General features: G+C 69.7%; 21 protein-coding genes. 1 reads left to right on the forward strand and 20 read right to left on the reverse strand.

The features are described 5' to 3' along the window. Nucleotides 1–103: 103 nt before the first annotated feature. From glmM to IE271_RS07385, 4 genes are all read right to left on the reverse strand, one after another. The gene (gene glmM / locus IE271_RS07370) at nucleotides 104–1,462 is read right to left on the reverse strand and encodes a phosphoglucosamine mutase (protein WP_190189389.1); all 1,359 of its coding nucleotides are present in this window, start codon (nucleotides 1,460–1,462) and stop codon (nucleotides 104–106) included. 244 nt (nucleotides 1,463–1,706) lie between these two features. Beyond that, nucleotides 1,707–2,222 (reverse strand): 30S ribosomal protein S9, encoded by a 516-nt coding sequence (gene rpsI, locus IE271_RS07375; protein ID WP_190189390.1) that lies wholly within the window; start codon nucleotides 2,220–2,222, stop codon nucleotides 1,707–1,709. Between the two features lie 42 nt (nucleotides 2,223–2,264). Further along, nucleotides 2,265–2,708 (reverse strand): 50S ribosomal protein L13, encoded by a 444-nt coding sequence (gene rplM / locus IE271_RS07380; protein WP_190189391.1) that lies wholly within the window; start codon nucleotides 2,706–2,708, stop codon nucleotides 2,265–2,267. 402 nt (nucleotides 2,709–3,110) lie between these two features. Beyond that, a complete protein-coding gene (locus IE271_RS07385; RefSeq protein WP_229919187.1) occupies nucleotides 3,111–4,364 on the reverse strand; it encodes a glycosyltransferase 87 family protein in 1,254 nt (417 codons plus the stop codon). Nucleotides 4,365–4,438: 74 nt separating this feature from the next. Between IE271_RS07385 and IE271_RS07390 the strand changes: the two genes are divergently transcribed. Beyond that, the gene (locus IE271_RS07390; RefSeq protein ID WP_190189392.1) at nucleotides 4,439–5,341 is read left to right on the forward strand and encodes a hypothetical protein; all 903 of its coding nucleotides are present in this window, start codon (nucleotides 4,439–4,441) and stop codon (nucleotides 5,339–5,341) included. 253 nt (nucleotides 5,342–5,594) lie between these two features. Here IE271_RS07390 and truA read toward each other — a convergent pair whose 3' ends face one another. From truA to rpsH, 16 genes are all read right to left on the reverse strand, one after another. Further along, the gene (gene truA, locus IE271_RS07395) at nucleotides 5,595–6,455 is read right to left on the reverse strand and encodes a tRNA pseudouridine(38-40) synthase TruA (protein WP_190189393.1); all 861 of its coding nucleotides are present in this window, start codon (nucleotides 6,453–6,455) and stop codon (nucleotides 5,595–5,597) included. Between the two features lie 91 nt (nucleotides 6,456–6,546). Beyond that, the gene (gene rplQ / locus IE271_RS07400; RefSeq protein WP_190189394.1) at nucleotides 6,547–7,068 is read right to left on the reverse strand and encodes a 50S ribosomal protein L17; all 522 of its coding nucleotides are present in this window, start codon (nucleotides 7,066–7,068) and stop codon (nucleotides 6,547–6,549) included. Nucleotides 7,069–7,272: 204 nt separating this feature from the next. Beyond that, entirely contained in the window at nucleotides 7,273–8,295 is a 1,023-nt protein-coding gene (locus IE271_RS07405) for a DNA-directed RNA polymerase subunit alpha (protein WP_003966937.1), read from the reverse strand. Nucleotides 8,296–8,492: 197 nt separating this feature from the next. Further along, nucleotides 8,493–8,897, reverse strand: coding sequence for a 30S ribosomal protein S11 (rpsK, locus tag IE271_RS07410; protein ID WP_003948617.1), 405 nt, complete (start codon nucleotides 8,895–8,897; stop codon nucleotides 8,493–8,495). Between the two features lie 96 nt (nucleotides 8,898–8,993). After that, nucleotides 8,994–9,374: a 30S ribosomal protein S13 gene (gene rpsM / locus IE271_RS07415; RefSeq protein ID WP_190189395.1), complete on the reverse strand. Its 381-nt coding sequence runs from the start codon at nucleotides 9,372–9,374 to the stop codon at nucleotides 8,994–8,996. A gap of 190 nt (nucleotides 9,375–9,564) precedes the next feature. After that, nucleotides 9,565–9,678, reverse strand: coding sequence for a 50S ribosomal protein L36 (gene rpmJ, locus IE271_RS07420; protein ID WP_003974245.1), 114 nt, complete (start codon nucleotides 9,676–9,678; stop codon nucleotides 9,565–9,567). Nucleotides 9,679–9,738: 60 nt separating this feature from the next. Then, nucleotides 9,739–9,960, reverse strand: coding sequence for a translation initiation factor IF-1 (gene infA / locus IE271_RS07425; RefSeq protein WP_003948620.1), 222 nt, complete (start codon nucleotides 9,958–9,960; stop codon nucleotides 9,739–9,741). A 466-nt stretch (nucleotides 9,961–10,426) separates the two neighbouring features. Continuing rightward, nucleotides 10,427–11,263 carry a type I methionyl aminopeptidase gene (gene map / locus IE271_RS07430; RefSeq protein ID WP_190189396.1) on the reverse strand — a complete coding sequence of 279 codons (837 nt, stop codon included), beginning with the start codon at nucleotides 11,261–11,263 and terminating at the stop codon, nucleotides 10,427–10,429. 97 nt (nucleotides 11,264–11,360) lie between these two features. Beyond that, nucleotides 11,361–12,023 carry an adenylate kinase gene (locus tag IE271_RS07435; RefSeq protein ID WP_190189397.1) on the reverse strand — a complete coding sequence of 221 codons (663 nt, stop codon included), beginning with the start codon at nucleotides 12,021–12,023 and terminating at the stop codon, nucleotides 11,361–11,363. Next, on the reverse strand, nucleotides 12,023–13,336 hold the full coding sequence (gene secY / locus IE271_RS07440; RefSeq protein WP_190189398.1) for a preprotein translocase subunit SecY: 1,314 nt from the start codon (nucleotides 13,334–13,336) through the stop codon (nucleotides 12,023–12,025). The genes IE271_RS07435 and secY overlap by 1 nt, the downstream gene beginning before the upstream one ends. Before the next feature lie 242 nt (nucleotides 13,337–13,578). After that, a complete protein-coding gene (rplO, locus tag IE271_RS07445; RefSeq protein ID WP_190189399.1) occupies nucleotides 13,579–14,034 on the reverse strand; it encodes a 50S ribosomal protein L15 in 456 nt (151 codons plus the stop codon). Between the two features lie 2 nt (nucleotides 14,035–14,036). Beyond that, the gene (rpmD, locus tag IE271_RS07450; RefSeq protein WP_003974250.1) at nucleotides 14,037–14,219 is read right to left on the reverse strand and encodes a 50S ribosomal protein L30; all 183 of its coding nucleotides are present in this window, start codon (nucleotides 14,217–14,219) and stop codon (nucleotides 14,037–14,039) included. After that, entirely contained in the window at nucleotides 14,219–14,824 is a 606-nt protein-coding gene (gene rpsE, locus IE271_RS07455; RefSeq protein ID WP_030788249.1) for a 30S ribosomal protein S5, read from the reverse strand. Before rpsE ends, rpmD begins: the two co-directional genes overlap by 1 nt. 40 nt (nucleotides 14,825–14,864) lie before the next feature. Next, a complete protein-coding gene (gene rplR, locus IE271_RS07460) occupies nucleotides 14,865–15,245 on the reverse strand; it encodes a 50S ribosomal protein L18 (RefSeq protein WP_190189400.1) in 381 nt (126 codons plus the stop codon). 3 nt (nucleotides 15,246–15,248) lie between these two features. Continuing rightward, nucleotides 15,249–15,788 carry a 50S ribosomal protein L6 gene (rplF, locus tag IE271_RS07465; protein WP_190189401.1) on the reverse strand — a complete coding sequence of 180 codons (540 nt, stop codon included), beginning with the start codon at nucleotides 15,786–15,788 and terminating at the stop codon, nucleotides 15,249–15,251. A 24-nt stretch (nucleotides 15,789–15,812) separates the two neighbouring features. Continuing rightward, complete coding sequence (gene rpsH, locus IE271_RS07470; RefSeq protein ID WP_030571221.1) at nucleotides 15,813–16,211, reverse strand: 30S ribosomal protein S8; 399 nt, start codon at nucleotides 16,209–16,211, stop codon at nucleotides 15,813–15,815. Nucleotides 16,212–16,226 lie beyond the last annotated feature (15 nt).

The raw sequence follows: 16,226 nt of genomic DNA on the forward strand, positions 1-16,226 counted from the left end.
CACCGAAGTGCACCGGCCACGGGCCCGAGCCACATGCCCCGACCGCCGCCCGACCGGCCAGGGACCGACCGGCCAGGGGCCGAACGCCGTTATCCCAGCGCCGTTATCCCAGCGCCGACTTCACCACGTCGGCGAGGCGCGCGGCGACGGACCGCGCCTGCTCGATGTCGGCGGCCTCGACCATCACGCGCACCAGCGGCTCGGTGCCCGAGGACCGCAGCAGCACCCGCCCGGTGGAACCCAGCTCCCGCTCGGCCTCCTTGACGGCCTCGGACAGCTCGGCGGAGCTGTTCACCCGGGACTTGTCCACGTCGGGCACGTTCACGAGCACCTGCGGCAGCCGCTCCATGACGGACGCGAGCTCCTTGAGGGACCGCTTGGTCTCGGCGACCCGGGCGGCCAGCATCAGACCGGTGAGCGTGCCGTCGCCGGTGGTCGCGTGGTCCAGGATGATCACGTGCCCGGACTGCTCGCCACCGAGCGCGTAGCCGTGCTCCTTCATCTCCTCCAGCACGTAGCGGTCGCCGACCGCGGTCTGGACGAGCCGGACGCCCTCGCGCTCCATGGCGAGCTTGAAGCCCAGGTTGGACATGACGGTCGCGACGACGGTGTCGGAGCGCAGTGCGGAACGCTCCCGCATCGCCAGCGCGAGCACGGAGAGGATCTGGTCGCCGTCGACCTCGTTGCCCTCGTGGTCCACGGCCAGGCAGCGGTCGGCGTCACCGTCGTGCGCGATGCCGAGGTCGGCCCCGTGCTCGACGACCTTGGCCCGCAGCAGGTCCAGGTGGGTCGAGCCGCAGCCGTCGTTGATGTTGAGCCCGTCCGGATCGGCGCCGATGGTGACGACCTCGGCCCCGGCGCGCGTGAACGCCTCGGGCGAGACGCGGGCGGCCGCCCCGTGCGCCTCGTCCAGCACGATCTTCAGCCCGTCGAGCCGGTTCGGCAGCACGCCGACGAGGTGGGCGACGTACCGGTCGAAGCCCTCGTGGTAGTCCTTCACGCGGCCGACGCCGGCCCCGGTCGGCCGGTCCCAGGGGGCGCCGGTGCGGTGCTCCTCGTACACGGCCTCGATCCGGTCCTCCAGCTCGTCGGCCAGCTTGTGGCCGCCGCGCGCGAAGAACTTGATGCCGTTGTCGGGCATGGCGTTGTGGCTGGCGGAGAGCATCACGCCGAGGTCCGCTCCGAGCACGCCGGTCAGGTACGCGACCGCGGGCGTCGGCAGCACGCCGACCCGCAGCACGTCCACGCCGGCGCTCGCGAGCCCCGCGACCACGGCGGCCTCCAGGAACTCGCCGGACGCCCGCGGATCGCGCCCGACGACCGCGGTCGGGCGGTGCCCCTCGAAGGTGCCCACCTCACCGAGTACGTGCGCCGCCGCGACGGAGAGTCCGAGCGCGAGCTCGGCCGTCAGATCCGCGTTGGCGACACCGCGCACACCGTCCGTGCCGAAGAGTCGTCCCACTGTGATGTCCTCCGAACTGTCGGAAATTCCCGAGAAAAGCAAGGTGAAGCTCGTCCAGGCCGCGGCGTCCACCCCCTGACGGGGCCCGAGAGACTCAGAAGGACAGTTGGGCTCCGAAAATCATCCGAGCGTGCAAACCTTTGAGCGCCATATGACGTTATACGCCGAACTCTATGAATAAACGAACGCCCCGACGGCACACAGCGTGCCGCCGGGGCGAACGGTCGTACGAAGCAGGCAGCGATTAGCGCTTGCTGTACTGCGGGGCCTTGCGGGCCTTCTTCAGACCGGCCTTCTTGCGCTCGACGGCGCGGTCGTCACGACGCAGGAACCCGGCCTTCTTGAGCGGGCCGCGGTTGTTGTCCACGTCCGCCTCGTTCAGGGCGCGGGCCACGCCGAGGCGCAGGGCGCCGGCCTGACCGGAGACACCGCCACCCGCGATGCGGGCGACGACGTCGTAGCGGCCCTCGAGCTCGAGCACCTTGAAGGGCTCGTTGACTTCCTGCTGGTGCACCTTGTTCGGGAAGTAGTCCTCGAGGGTGCGACCGTTGATCTTCCACTTGCCGGAGCCCGGAACGATCCGGACGCGGGCGATGGCGTTCTTGCGACGGCCCAGGCCGGCGGCCGGCTGCGGGTCGCCGAAGCGGGAGGCCAGCGACTCCGAGGTGTACTCGCCCTCCAGGGGGACCTCGGACTCGGTGGTGTACTGGTCGATGTCGACAGTCTCGTCGAGAGGCTGCTCGGCGGTGGTCTCGGCCACGATTCTCCTCAGATTCTCTTCAGTCTTAGGGGGTGGCCGGACTTACTGCGCGACCTGGGTGATCTCGAACGGAACCGGCTGCTGAGCAGCGTGCGGGTGGTTCTCGCCCGCGTAGACCTTCAGCTTCGAGAGCATCTGACGGCCGAGGGAGTTCTTCGGGAGCATGCCCTTGACGGCCTTCTCGACGGCCTTCTCGGGGTTGTTCGCCAGCAGGTCGTCGTAGCGGACGGACCGCAGACCGCCCGGGTAGCCGGAGTGGCGGTACGCCATCTTCTGGGTCCGCTTGTTGCCGGACAGGTGCACCTTGTCGGCGTTGATGATGATGACGAAGTCACCAGCGTCGACGTGCGGCGCGTAGATCGGCTTGTGCTTGCCCCGCAGAAGGGTGGCGGCGGTGGACGCCAGGCGGCCCAGGACGACGTCCCGGGCATCGATGACGTGCCACTGGCGGGTGATATCGCCGGGCTTGGGGCTGTACGTACGCACGGTTCGTAGCCTTCGCTTCTTCAGTGAATGGTCCTGACAAGGTCACCGAAGACGATCACGACAGCCCTGACCGCACTGCGGTGACGCAAACCGCGTGCTGGTCGCTGGTCATCGGCCCGGTGGACCGGTGTAAGGGCCCCTCACGTGAGAATGAGCAAGCCAATACACATAACGAACTGGCAGGTTACCCGTCTCGCCCCGGATGGGTCAAAACGGGGAGCCCTCGCGAGGCTCCTGCCGTGTTTCAGGATACTGCGCGGCGGGGAAAGCGCCGGCAGCACCGGCAGCACGGCGGCTCCTCGCCCGCGCCGGAGACCGCGGGACGTCCCTTCCCTGCGGCTTCCCTGCGGCCGGGCGCCCCCGCCCGCAGACAGACCCCGGCAGCGGCCGGACCCCTCCCCGTCAGTGGCCCGGCCGCTCCGCGCCGACAGCCGGACGCTCCCCCTCGGCGGCCGGGTCCTCCGTCTCGGCGGCCGGACGCGCCTCCCCGGCGGCCGGACGCGGCCCCCGCCGCCCCGGCACCGCGCCCGTCGCCGCCCGGCGGCCCACCGCCGCGGCCAGCACGCACAGCGTCACCGCGTCCCGGAAGGCCCGCCGGGTCTCCGCCTCCAGGTACGGCAGGGAGAACCCCGGCACCTGCGGCACCAGCGCGGCCCAGAACCACGGGCCGCGGGCCACCGCCCCCGGCTCCAGCGCCCCGGCGAGCAGCACCGGCACGACGGCCATCAGGTAGTGGTCGTAGGAGGTCCGGGAGGCGAGGAAGGCCGCCAGCAGCAGCGGCGCGGCGGTCTCCGCGAGCCGTGCGGGCCCGGGACCGCCCCGCCGCCAGCGTCGGTACGCGCACCACACCAGGCAGCCCGCGGCGGCCGTCGCCAGCAGCGAGGCGGCGTGCTCCGGCACACCGAGCCGCGGCAGCACCGCCGCCGGGGACATCTCGTAGGGCCGCATGAAGTCGTCGCCGCCGCGCAGCAGGAAGGGCAGGGTACGGGTGAGGAACCCGGCGGGGTCGGGCATCAGCAGCGCGGCGAGGCCCGAGGCGGCGGCCGGGACCAGGACCGCGGCGGCCAGCCCGCGCCACCGGCGGGCCAGGACGAAGAGCAGCAGGACGGGCACGAGCAGCGGTTTCACGGCGATCGCGGCGCCGACCACCGCACCGGCGGCGGTCCACCGGCCGCGGTGGGCCAGCAGCAGCGCCGCGGGCAGGGCGAGCGCGGCCACCGCGGTCCAGTTGCCCAGGCGGACCAGGTGCCCGAAGGGCGCGAAGCCGAGCGCGAGCGCCGTCGCGCCGAGCACGGCGAACCGGCTGCGCACCGGGACGCCGTGCAGCCGCAGCGCGCACACCCAGCCGCCGAGCAGGCAGCCGGCGACCGCGAGGGGCACCGCCGCGCGCAGCACGGTGAGCGGCAGCACGGTCTGCGGGACGCCGGCGAGGACGGCGCTGGGCAGATAGAGGAAGTGCGGGTCGGCGTACGGGGAGCCGCCGCGCAGCCAGGTGCGGGCGGCGTCGACGACGATCCCGTTGTCCATGCCTCCGTCGCGCGTGTGCCGGGCGGTCTGCACGACGGCCGCCGCGAGCACCGCCATGAGCACCGTCCGGCCGGGCCAGGAGGCGGGCCGTACGAACCATGCGCAGATGTCCTTTTCGCCGCTTCTCACCCGGGTAACGCTAGGGCGTCGAGTGCCGTTCGGGACGGACCAGCACGCCCCCCGTCCCGTCTAAGATGCCGCCCATGAGCTTTGGGCAGGGGGGACCCCAGTGGGGTTCCGGGGGATCGGGTTCACAGCGGCCGCAGTGGGGCGATCAGGGGTCGGGGTGGGGCGGTCAGGCCGGCCAGTCCCCCGACTGGGCCGCGCTCGCCGAGGCGTCCGAGACGCGCAACCGGCGCCGCAGATGGCTGCTGATCGGCGGCGGAGCGATCGCCACGATCGCGGTCGGCGCGGCCGTCGCGGTGGCCGTGGTCTCGGCGGACGGCAGCGACCAGGCGTCGAACCGGCCCTCCTCCGGCCTGCCGGCCACGGCCGACATCCCGAGCGGGTCGGACCGTCCCGAGCCCTCCTTCGCAAAGACGTCGGCGCCGCCGCCGCTCGACCCGAAGGACTTCATCTCCAGCGCGAAGAAGGACACGGCCCCGCTGAGCGCGGACACCCTCTTCCCCGGCACGCAGCTGACGATGGGCGAGACCGTCTACAAGAAGGGCCCCACGGACTCCACGACGAACTGCGCGTCCGTCGCCCGCGGCACCCTTCCCGCGATCCTCGCGAAGAACGGCTGCACCCGGGTCGTCCGCGCCACGTACAGCAAGGACGGCGTCGCGGTCACGGTCGGGGTCGCCGTCTTCGACACCGAGGCGCAGGCCGCCAAGGCCAAGACGGACGCGGACAGCAGGAGCGGCGTCGTCTCGCTGCCCGGCTCGGGCGTCCCCACCTTCTGCCGCGCCGCCGTCTGCCGCTCGACCACGAACTCCTACGGCCGCTACATGTACCTGACGGTCGCCGGCTTCACCGACGGCAAGGACGTGACGACCAAGGACGAGAAGGTCTTCTCCACCGGCGACGACCTGGCCGAGTTCGCCTTCCGCCAGATCCACCGCCGCGGCGAGGCCCAGGCGTCGGCGGCGGCGACAGCGGGCTGACCCCGCACCCGCCGGACCGCCGCCGCACCCGCCGGACCGGCACCGCCCACCCCGGACCGACCGGCGCCGCACCCGGCGGGCTCGCCGCCACACACCCCGGACCGCCACCGCGCCCAGAGCGGGACCGCACCACGTACGCCGGACCGGCACCGCACCACGTACGCCGGACCGGCACCGCTCCCCGGACCGGCCGCCGCCGCACCCGGCGGGGCAGGCTCACGCCGCCGTCCCGTCCGGTCCTCCCGCGTCGTCCTCAGCCGCAGCAGCCGCCCCGTACCGGCAGGGACCGCCGGTTGCGCGCCTCCTTGCTCCGGGCCGCCAGCAGCCCGTCCGCCGGGTAGCCGACCTCCTCCAGGGTCAGGCCGTGCGGGCGCACGACGTGCACGGCGGAGTCGCGCACGCCCGCGGCCAGCACCTTCGCCGGCCACTCGGGCCCCCGGTGTCCGTCCCCCACGAACAGCAGCGCCCCGATCAGCGAACGCACCATGTTGTGGCAGAAGGCGTCGGCGCGCACGGTCGCGGTGACGACGCCGTCCTCGCCCCGCACCAGGCTCAGCTCCTGCAGGGTGCGGATCGTGGTCGCGCCCTCCCGCTTCTTGCAGTACGCCGCGAAGTCGTGCTCCCCCAGCAGCCCGCGCGCCGCCTCGTTCATGGCGTCGACGTCCAGCGGCCAGTCGTGCCAGAGCACGTGGTTCCGCAGCAGCGGGTCGACGCCGCCGGGGTGGTCGGTGACCCGGTAGGCGTAGCGGCGCCAGATCGCCGAGAAGCGGGCGTCGAAGCCGCTCGGCGCCTCGGCGACCGACCAGATCCGCACGTCCCGCGGCAGCCGCCCGGCCAGCCGCTTGAGCAGCTTTCCCCGCTGCTCCTCCCAGACCTCCCCCGGCAGGTCCACGTGCGCGACCTGGCCCCGCGCGTGCACCCCGGCGTCGGTCCGCCCGGCCACCGTCAGCTCGTACGGCCGTGCGGACCGGGTCACCACCCGCAGCGCGTCCTCGATCTCCCCCTGGACGGTCCGCCGCCCCCCGGCCTGCTTGGCCCACCCGGAGAACTCCGAGCCGTCGTACGACAGATCCAGCCGCACCCGGACGAACCCGGGCTCCACCTCGTCACTCACACACAGATCCTCTCAGGGCCGAAACGGCCTCCGGACGAACGAAAGCGGGCCCGCCCCGAAGGGCGGACCCGCTCACCGCGAAGCAGCAGCCTCAGGCGTCCTTCGACTCCTCGGCGGCGGCCTCGTCGGCCGGCTTGGCGTCCTCGACGGCCTCGTCGGACGTGGCCTCGGCGGCCTCGTCCTTCTTCAGGGCGTCTTCCTTGACGGCGCGCTTGGTGGCCGCCTCGGCCTCACCGGTGGCCTGCTGGGCCACGGTCAGGGCCTCCACCAGCTCGATGACGGCCATGGGCGCGTTGTCGCCACGGCGGTTACCGATCTTGGTGATACGGGTGTAGCCACCCGGGCGGTTCTCGTAGCGCGGGCCGATCTCGGTGAAGAGCGTGTGGACGACGCTCTTGTCCGTGATGACCTGGAGCACCTGACGGCGGTTGTGAAGGTCGCCCTTCTTCGCCTTGGTGACCAGACGCTCGGCGTACGGCCGCAGACGGCGGGCCTTCGCCTCGGTGGTCGTGATCTTGCCGTGCTCGAACAGCGCCTTCGCGAGGTTCGCGAGGAGCAGCTTCTCGTGCGCGGCGCTGCCGCCCAGACGGGCACCCTTGGTGGGCTTCGGCATGGTTCTTCTCCTGTGTGTCTGCCCCGGCCGTATCAGGTACCGGGGTCAGTATCCGAGCGGGCGGTCGCCCGTCGGAGATCCGGGGCGTCCCCGAAGGGGCGCCCCGGAAGGGGTGCGGGACGGTGTCGATGTGCGACTCCGTCGCGTGGACGCGACAAGCCGCAGCGCACCCGCACCCGGGAACGGACCGTCGGTCCCGAGCTCTCAGTACTGCTCGGTCTCGACGAAGCCCGCGTCCGCGTCGTCGTCCGCGCCGAAGGCGTCGGCCGCGGCGGTCGGGTCGAATCCGGGCGGGCTGTCCTTGAGGGCCAGGCCCATGCCGGCCAGCTTCGCCTTGACCTCGTCGATGGACTTCGCACCGAAGTTGCGGATGTCCAGCAGGTCGGCCTCGGAGCGGGCGACGAGCTCACCCACGGAGTGGATGCCCTCGCGCTTGAGGCAGTTGTAGGAGCGGACCGTGAGCTCCAGCTCCTCGATCGGCAGCGCCAGGTCCGCGGCGAGCGCGGCGTCCGTCGGGGACGGACCCATGTCGATGCCCTCGGCGTCGATGTTGAGCTCGCGGGCCAGACCGAACAGCTCGACCAGGGTCTTGCCGGCCGACGCCATGGCGTCGCGCGGACGCATGGCCTGCTTGGTCTCGACGTCGACGATGAGCTTGTCGAAGTCGGTGCGCTGCTCGACTCGGGTCGCCTCGACCTTGTAGGTGACCTTGAGCACGGGGCTGTAGATGGAGTCGACCGGGATACGGCCGATCTCCTGGCCCACCTGCTTGTTCTGGACGGCGGAGACGTAGCCGCGACCGCGCTCGACGGTCAGCTCCATCTCCAGCTTGCCCTTGCCGTTGAGCGTGGCGAGGACGAGGTCGGGGTTGTGCACCTCGACACCGGCCGGGGGCGCGATGTCGGCGGCGGTGACCAGACCCGGGCCCTGCTTGCGCAGGTACATCACGACCGGCTCGTCGTGCTCCGAGGAGACGACCAGCTGCTTGATGTTGAGGATCAGGTCGGTGACGTCCTCCTTGACGCCCGGCACGGTGGTGAACTCGTGCAGGACGCCGTCGATCCGGATCGAGGTGACGGCGGCACCCGGGATCGAGGACAGGAGCGTACGGCGGAGGGAGTTGCCGAGGGTGTAGCCGAAGCCCGGCTCCAGCGGCTCGATCACGAACCGGGAGCGGAACTCGTCGACGACCTCTTCGGTCAACGAGGGACGCTGAGCGATCAGCATGTGGGGATCAGATCCTTCATTCGTGGACGCCCGCTATTTGACGCCCGACGGAACCGCGCGGTGCACCGCGCGGGTACTGCAAGGATACGGGCGATACGGTCCTTTTTCAGGAGCCGTACCGCCCGGAACCTCGAACCCGGCGACCGGCCGCGCCGGAGCGTGACCGGCACGGCCCGGGCCGCGGTGAAGGCCGTGCGTCAGACGCGGCGGCGCTTCGGCGGACGGCAGCCGTTGTGCGGGGTGGGGGTGACATCCTGGATCGAGCCGACCTCGAGGCCGGTGGCCTGGAGGGAGCGGATCGCGGTCTCACGGCCGGAGCCGGGACCCTTGACGAAGACGTCGACCTTGCGCATGCCGTGCTCCTGCGCGCGGCGGGCGGCCGACTCGGCGGCCATCTGCGCGGCGAAGGGGGTGGACTTGCGCGAGCCCTTGAAGCCGACGTGGCCGGCGGAGGCCCAGGAGATCACGTTGCCGGTCGGGTCCGTGATCGAGACGATCGTGTTGTTGAACGTGCTCTTGATGTGCGCGTGGCCGTGAGCGACGTTCTTCTTTTCCTTGCGGCGCACCTTCTTGGCAGCGCCCTGACGTCCCTTGGGGGGCATGTCTTGTTCTCCTACGGGAGGTGGTCGGTCCTACAGCGAAGACCGCTGGAATGCGGCGTCCGGGGCGGGCCCGGACAGCGCAGCGTCCGCTGAGGACTACTTCTTGCCCGGCTTCTTCTTGCCGGCGATGGCGCGACGCGGGCCCTTGCGGGTACGGGCGTTCGTGCTGGTGCGCTGACCGCGGACGGGCAGGCCACGACGGTGGCGCAGACCCTGGTAGGAACCGATCTCCACCTTGCGGCGGATGTCGGCCTGGATCTCGCGACGGAGGTCACCCTCGGTCTGGATGTTGGCGTCCACGTACTCGCGGATCTTGACCAGCTCCTCCTCGGAGAGGTCGCGAACGCGGGTGTTCGGGTCGACGCCGGTCTCGGCCAGCGTCTTCTGGGACAGGGTCCGGCCGATGCCGAACACGTAGGTGAGGGCAACCTCCACGCGCTTGTCGCGCGGGATGTCAACACCGGAAACGCGTGCCATTCAATGGCTCCAGTTGTCGTTCGGAGGTCTTCCACAGAACCGGCTCCCAGCCGCCGTACGAGGTACGAACTGGGTCCCCGGCCTCCGACCGGGGGTGTCGGACCGGCTGAACGCCCGGCCCGGGATCTGCGTATGAACATGTACTGCTTGCGTCGCGCGAGATCTGCGGATGCAGAGGTGCGGTCGTGCGTCAGCCCTGGCGCTGCTTGTGGCGCGGGTTGTCGCAGATGACCATGACCCGGCCGTGACGGCGGATCACCCTGCACTTGTCGCAGATCTTCTTGACGCTCGGCTTGACCTTCATGGGATGTGAGGTTCTCCGGGTCAGTGCCACCACCCCGCCGGAACGGGGCACAGGCAAGATCTACTTGTAGCGGTAGACGATCCGGCCACGCGTCAGGTCGTACGGAGAGAGCTCCACCACGACCCGGTCGTCAGGGAGGATGCGGATGTAGTGCATGCGCATCTTGCCGCTGATGTGTGCCAGGACCTGGTGGCCGTTCTGGAGCTCGACCTTGAACATGGCGTTCGGAAGAGACTCGACGACAGTGCCCTCGATCTCGATGGCACCTTGCTTCTTGGCCACGCTTCGCCCTTCGAATCGACTACCTTGATCGACTCCGCCGACCGCATGAGGACATGCGGGTGCACGAGAGCCGACGAGTCAGTCTACGTCAGTGCTCCCGGAAAGACGAATCGAGGGAGGCTGCCCGGCTTCGGAGATCGTTATGCGGGCCCGTGCGGACCCGTGTCCCGGGCTCACGGCCGGGGTCCGGGTCCTCCTGGGGCCCGGCGGCGCCGAGCGGCGGTCGCGGGGCGTGCGGCGCGGTCTCCGGCGCGCCCCCGGCCTGGCGGGGGCCCTGCGGCGCGCTGCCCGGGACGGGCCGCCCGGCGCTCACGCGCGGGACCGCACCGGACCGGGCGGGACGCACGGGCCTGTGCGCGAGGCGCGGGACCGCACCGGAGCCGGTGCGCGGCGCCCTGCACGGGCGCGCGAGGCGGCCCCACAGGGACCTACCTCGGCCGTATGGGACCCGGGAAGGGCCCCGCGGCTAGCCCAGCGGGTCCGGCGCCGCCGTGACCCCGAGCTCCGCCAGCTTGGCCCTGCCGCCGTCGGGGGAGGTCAGGACCAGCGGGCCCTCCTCGGTCAGGGCGACCGAGTGCTCCCAGTGCGAGGACCACGTGCCGTCCGTGGTGACGACCGTCCAGTCGTCGGAGAGGACCCGGGTCTTGGGGGTGCCGAGCGACACCATCGGCTCGATCGCCAGGCAGAAGCCGGGCACCAGCTTCGGGCCCTTGCCGCGCCGGCGCTCGACGTAGTTCAGCAGGTGCGGGTCCATGTGCATCTCGGTGCCGATGCCGTGGCCGCCGTAGTCCTCGACGATCCCGTACTTGCCGCCGCCGGGCTTGGGCTGGCGGCGGATGTAGGTCTCGATGGCGCGGGAGATGTCGACGAGCCGGTTGCCCGGCTTCATCGCCGCGATGCCCGCCCACATCGACTCCTCGGTCACCCGGGAGAGCTCGATCAGCTCCGGGGCGTGGCCGGAGCCCACGAAGGCCGTGAACGCCGCGTCGCCGTGCCAGCCGTCGACGATGGCGCCGCAGTCGATCGAGATGATGTCGCCGTCCTTCAGGACGGTCTTCTCGTCCGGGATGCCGTGGACGACGACCTCGTTGACCGAGGTGCAGATGGTGGCGGGGAAGCCGCCGTAGCCGAGGAAGTTCGGCTTCGCGCCGTGCTCGGCGAGGACCTTGCGGGCGACCTCGTCCAGGTCCTTGGTGCTCGCCCCGGGCACCGCGGCCTCTCGCGTCGCCTTGTGGATGGCGGCGACCACAAGGCCCGCCTCACGCATCTTGGCGATCTGCTCGGGGGTCTTGATCTGCACCATGGGGGCCTGCGCTCTCCGTCTTTCCGTGGGCCGTTACCTGCACAACACTACGGCCGCGGCACCCATGGGGGCACCGCGGCCGGAGGGACGCCCCTGTCTACTTCCGGTCGTCCCCGCGCTTCAGCGCGTCCATCGCCCGCTGGGTGACCTCTTCCACCTTGCCGAGGGCCGAGATCGTGACCACCAGGTCCTGCGCCTTGTAGTAGTCGATGATCGGCTCGGTCTGCGTGTGGTAGACCTCGAGGCGCTTGCGGACGGTGTCCTCGGAGTCGTCGTCGCGCTGGTACAGCTCGCCGCCGCACTCGTCGCAGACGCCGTCCTGCTTCGGCCTCTTGTACGTCTCGTGGAAGACGTGCGCCGAGTCGTTGCGGCAGATGCGGCGGCCGGCGATGCGCCGGACCACCTCGTCCTCGGGGACCTCCAGGTCGAGCACCGCGTCCAGCTTCATGCCGCCGGACTGCAGCATCTCGTCCAGCGCCTCGGCCTGCGACACGTTGCGCGGGAAGCCGTCGAGCAGGAAGCCGCCCTCGGCGTCCGGCTGCTCCATGCGGTCCTTGGCCATGGCGATGGTGACCTCGTCGGGTACCAGGTTCCCCGCGTCCATGTAGGACTTGGCGAGTTTGCCCAGCTCCGTGGAGTGGCTGATGTTCGCACGGAAGAGGTCGCCGGTGGAGATGTGGGGGATCGACAGGTTCTTGGCAAGGTAGGCGGCTTGCGTTCCCTTGCCGGCACCGGGCGGCCCGACGAGGACGATTCGCATCAGCGGAGGAACCCTTCGTAATTGCGCTGCTGAAGCTGGCTCTCGATCTGCTTCACCGTCTCGAGACCCACACCCACGATGATCAGGATGCTGGTCCCGCCGAACGGGAAGTTCTGGCTTGCCCCGAAGCCAACCAACGCCATCGTCGGTACGAGAGCGATCAGTCCCAGATACAGCGAACCCGGCCAGGTGATCCGGTTGAGTACGTAGCTGAGGTACTCAGCGGTCGGTCGGCCAGCCCGGATGCCCGGGATGAAGCCACCATACTTCTTCATGTTGTCCGCGACTTCCTCGGGGTTGAACGAGATGGCCACGTAGAAGAACGCGAAGAAAACGATGAGAAGGAAGTAGAGGGTGATGTAGATCGGGTGGTCACCCTTGGTCAGGTTCTGCTCGATCCAGGTCTTCCAGCCCGCGTCACCGCCCGTGAACTGAGCGATCAGCGCCGGGATGTAGAGCAGCGACGACGCGAAGATGACGGGGATCACGCCGGCCTGGTTCACCTTGAGCGGGATGTAGGTCGACGTACCGCCGTAGGAACGGCGGCCGATCATCCGCTTCGCGTACTGCACCGGGATACGGCGCTGCGCCTGCTCGACGAAGACCACCAGGGCGACCATGACGAGACCGACGAGGATGACGGTCCCGAACTCGATCCAGCCGTCGGCCAGGCTGCCCTGCTCCTTGATGGCCCACAGGGCGGACGGGAACGTGGCGGCGATCGAGATGAACATCAGGATCGACATGCCGTTGCCGATGCCGCGGTCGGTGATGAGCTCACCGAGCCACATGACGACGGCCGTACCGGCGGTCATGGTGATGACCATGGTGATGGTGACGAAGATCGACTGGTCCGGGACGATCTGGCCGGCCAGCTGGCAGCCGCTGAAGAGCGCGCCGCTGCGCGCGGTCGCGACGAGACCGGTGCCCTGGAGGATCGCCAGGGCGACCGTCAGGTAGCGGGTGTACTGCGTGATCTTCGCCGTGCCGGACTGGCCCTCCTTCTTCAGGGCCTCCAGGCGCGGGATCACCACGGTGAGCAGCTGCAGGATGATGCTGGCGGTGATGTACGGCATGATGCCGAGCGCGAAGATCGTGATCTGGAGCAGCGCGCCGCCGCTGAACATGTTGACCAGACCGAACAAGCCCTGGTTCTGGCTCGCCTGGTCCAGACAGAACTGGACGTTCTTGTAGTCGACACCGGGAATCGGGATATGGGTACCGACCCGGTAGACCACGATGATGCCGAGCGTGAAGAGGAGCTTCTTGCGCAGGTCGGGCGTTCTGAACGCCCGGGCGAACGCGGTGAGCACGGTGCCTCCTGCGACCCCCGCGCAAGTGCGTCAGAGGTGACGGTCTTGAGATTCGACTAAGGACGACATGTGTAACGGTTCGCTGCCGTTCTGGGTGCCCCTGTCGGGGGAACCGGGGGAAATCAGCAGCGCAGGCCACCATACCGGCGACACCGCCCCCCTAGGAACGACCAACCGGGGATGCCCCTTTTGTGGGGCATCCCCGGTCGGGATCGCTCATGTCATCGAGAGGCCTGAACGGGTCAGACGAGCTCGGTGACGGTACCGCCGGCGGCGGTGATCTTCTCCTTGGCGGAGCCGGAGACGGCGTCGACCGTCACCTGCAGCGCCACGGAGAGCTCGCCCTGGCCCAGGACCTTGACGAGGCTGTTCTTGCGCACGGCACCCTTGGCCACGAGACCCTCGACCGTGACCTCGCCACCCTCGGGGTAGAGCGCGGCCAGCTTGTCGAGGTTCACGACCTGGTACTCGGTCTTGAACGGGTTCTTGAAGCCCTTGAGCTTCGGGAGGCGCATGTGGAGCGGCATCTGGCCACCCTCGAAGCGCTCCGGAACCTGGTAACGGGCCTTCGTGCCCTTGGTACCACGACCGGCCGTCTTACCCTTCGACGCCTCACCACGACCGACACGGGTCTTGGCGGTCTTGGCGCCCGGGGCGGGACGGAGGTTGTGGATCTTGAGCGGGTTCTGCTCCGCCATGATCAGTCGACCTCCTCGACCGTCACGAGGTGGCGGACGGTGTGCACCATGCCGCGGAACTCGGGGCGGTCCTCCTTGACGACCTGCGTGTTGATGCCCTTGAGACCAAGGGAGCGCAGGGTGTCACGGTGGTTCTGCTTGCTGCCGATGTACGACTTCACCTGCGTGATCTTGAGCTGAGCCATTACGCACCAGCCCCGGCACGCGCACGCAGCAGAGCCGCGGGGGCGACGTCCTCGAGCGGCAGACCGCGGCGGGCCGCGATCTCCTCGGGACGCTGCAGGCCCTTCAGGGCCTCCACGGTCGCGTGCACGATGTTGATCGCGTTGTCGGAGCCGAGGGACTTCGACAGGATGTCGTGAACGCCGGCGCACTCGAGCACGGCACGCACCGGGCCACCGGCGATAACACCGGTACCGGGGGAAGCCGGCTTGAGCAGGACGACGCCCGCGGCCTTCTCACCCTGGATCGGGTGCGGGATGGTGCCCTGGATACGGGGGACCTTGAAGAAGTGCTTCTTGGCCTCCTCGACACCCTTGGCGATGGCGGCCGGCACCTCCTTGGCCTTGCCGTAACCGACACCCACGGTGCCGTCACCGTCGCCCACCACGACCAGCGCGGTGAAGCTGAAGCGACGACCACCCTTCACAACCTTGGCGACGCGGTTGATCGCGACGACGCGCTCGACGTACGCGGTCTTCTCGGCGGCAGCTGCGCCGCCGTCACGGCCCTTCCGGTCCCGCCGCTCGCCGCCACCGGCACCGCCACCGCGGCGCTGGGGTCCAGCCATTGGATTTACCTCTCTCTTTTCCGCTAGCTACGGAAGCGGCTCAGAACTTGAGCCCGGCTTCGCGGGCGGCGTCGGCCAGAGCCGCGATGCGACCCGCGTACCGGTTGCCACCACGGTCGAACACGACGGCCTCGACGCCCGCGGCCTTGGCACGCTCGGCGACCAGGGCGCCGACCTTGCCGGCCTGCGCCGACTTGTCGTCGTTGCCACGGATCGAGGCGTCCAGGGTCGACGCCGACGCCAGGGTGTGACCCTTGATGTCGTCGATGACCTGGGCCACGATGTGGCGGTTCGAACGCGTCACGACCAGGCGGGGACGCTCGGCCGTACCCGAGACCTTCTTGCGGATCCGGATGTGGCGGCGCTTGATCGCGGCGCGCTTGTAGGCGTCGCCCTTAGCGATCTTCGTACCGTATGCCATGGCTTACTTACCCGCCTTTCCGACCTTGCGGCGGATGACTTCGCCCTCGTACTTGACGCCCTTGGCCTTGTACGGGTCGGGCTTGCGGAGCTTGCGGATGTTCGCCGCGACCTCGCCGACCTTCTGCTTGTCGATGCCCTCGACCGAGAAGCGGGTCGGGGACTCCACCTTGAAGGTGATGCCCTCGGGCGCCTCGACGGTGATCGGGTGGCTGTAGCCGAGCGCGAACTCGAGGTTCGAACCCTTGGCCGTCACGCGGTAACCGACACCGCTGATCTCGAGCTTCTTCACGTAACCCTGGGTCACGCCGGTGATCATGTTCGCCACCAGCGTGCGGGACAGGCCGTGGAGGGCCTTGTTCTGACGCTCGTCGTTCGGGCGGGTGACGCTGAGAACGCCGTCCTCACCCTTAGCGATCTCGATCGGCGCGACAACGGTGTGGGAGAGGGTGCCCTTGGGGCCCTTCACCTGGACCGTACGGCCGTCGATGGTGACGTCCACGCCGGCGGGAACCGTGATGGGGAGCTTGCCAATGCGCGACATAGCTGTTTCCTCCGTTCCCTTCTGCTACCAGACGTAGGCGAGGACTTCCCCACCCACGCCCTTCTTGCCGGCCTGCTTGTCGGTGAGGAGCCCGTGCGACGTGGAGATGATCGCCACGCCGAGGCCGCCGAGCACCTTCGGCAGGTTGGTGGACTTCGCGTACACCCGGAGACCGGGCTTGGAGATCCGCTTGATGCCCGCGATGGAGCGCTCACGGTTCGGGCCGAACTTCAGCTCGAGGGTGAGGTTCTTGCCGACCTCGGCGTCCTCGACCTTCCAGCCCGTGATGAAGCCCTCCTGCTGGAGGATCTCCGCGATGTGCGACTTGATCTTGGAAGCGGGCATCGTCACGGAGTCGTGGTATGCCGAGTTCGCGTTCCGCAGACGCGTAAGCATGTCTGCGATCGGATCAGTCATGGTCATGAATTGGCCTTCGGC

Origin of the sequence: Streptomyces minutiscleroticus, assembly GCF_014650875.1 — a bacterium.
Lineage (GTDB): Bacteria > Actinomycetota > Actinomycetes > Streptomycetales > Streptomycetaceae > Streptomyces > Streptomyces minutiscleroticus.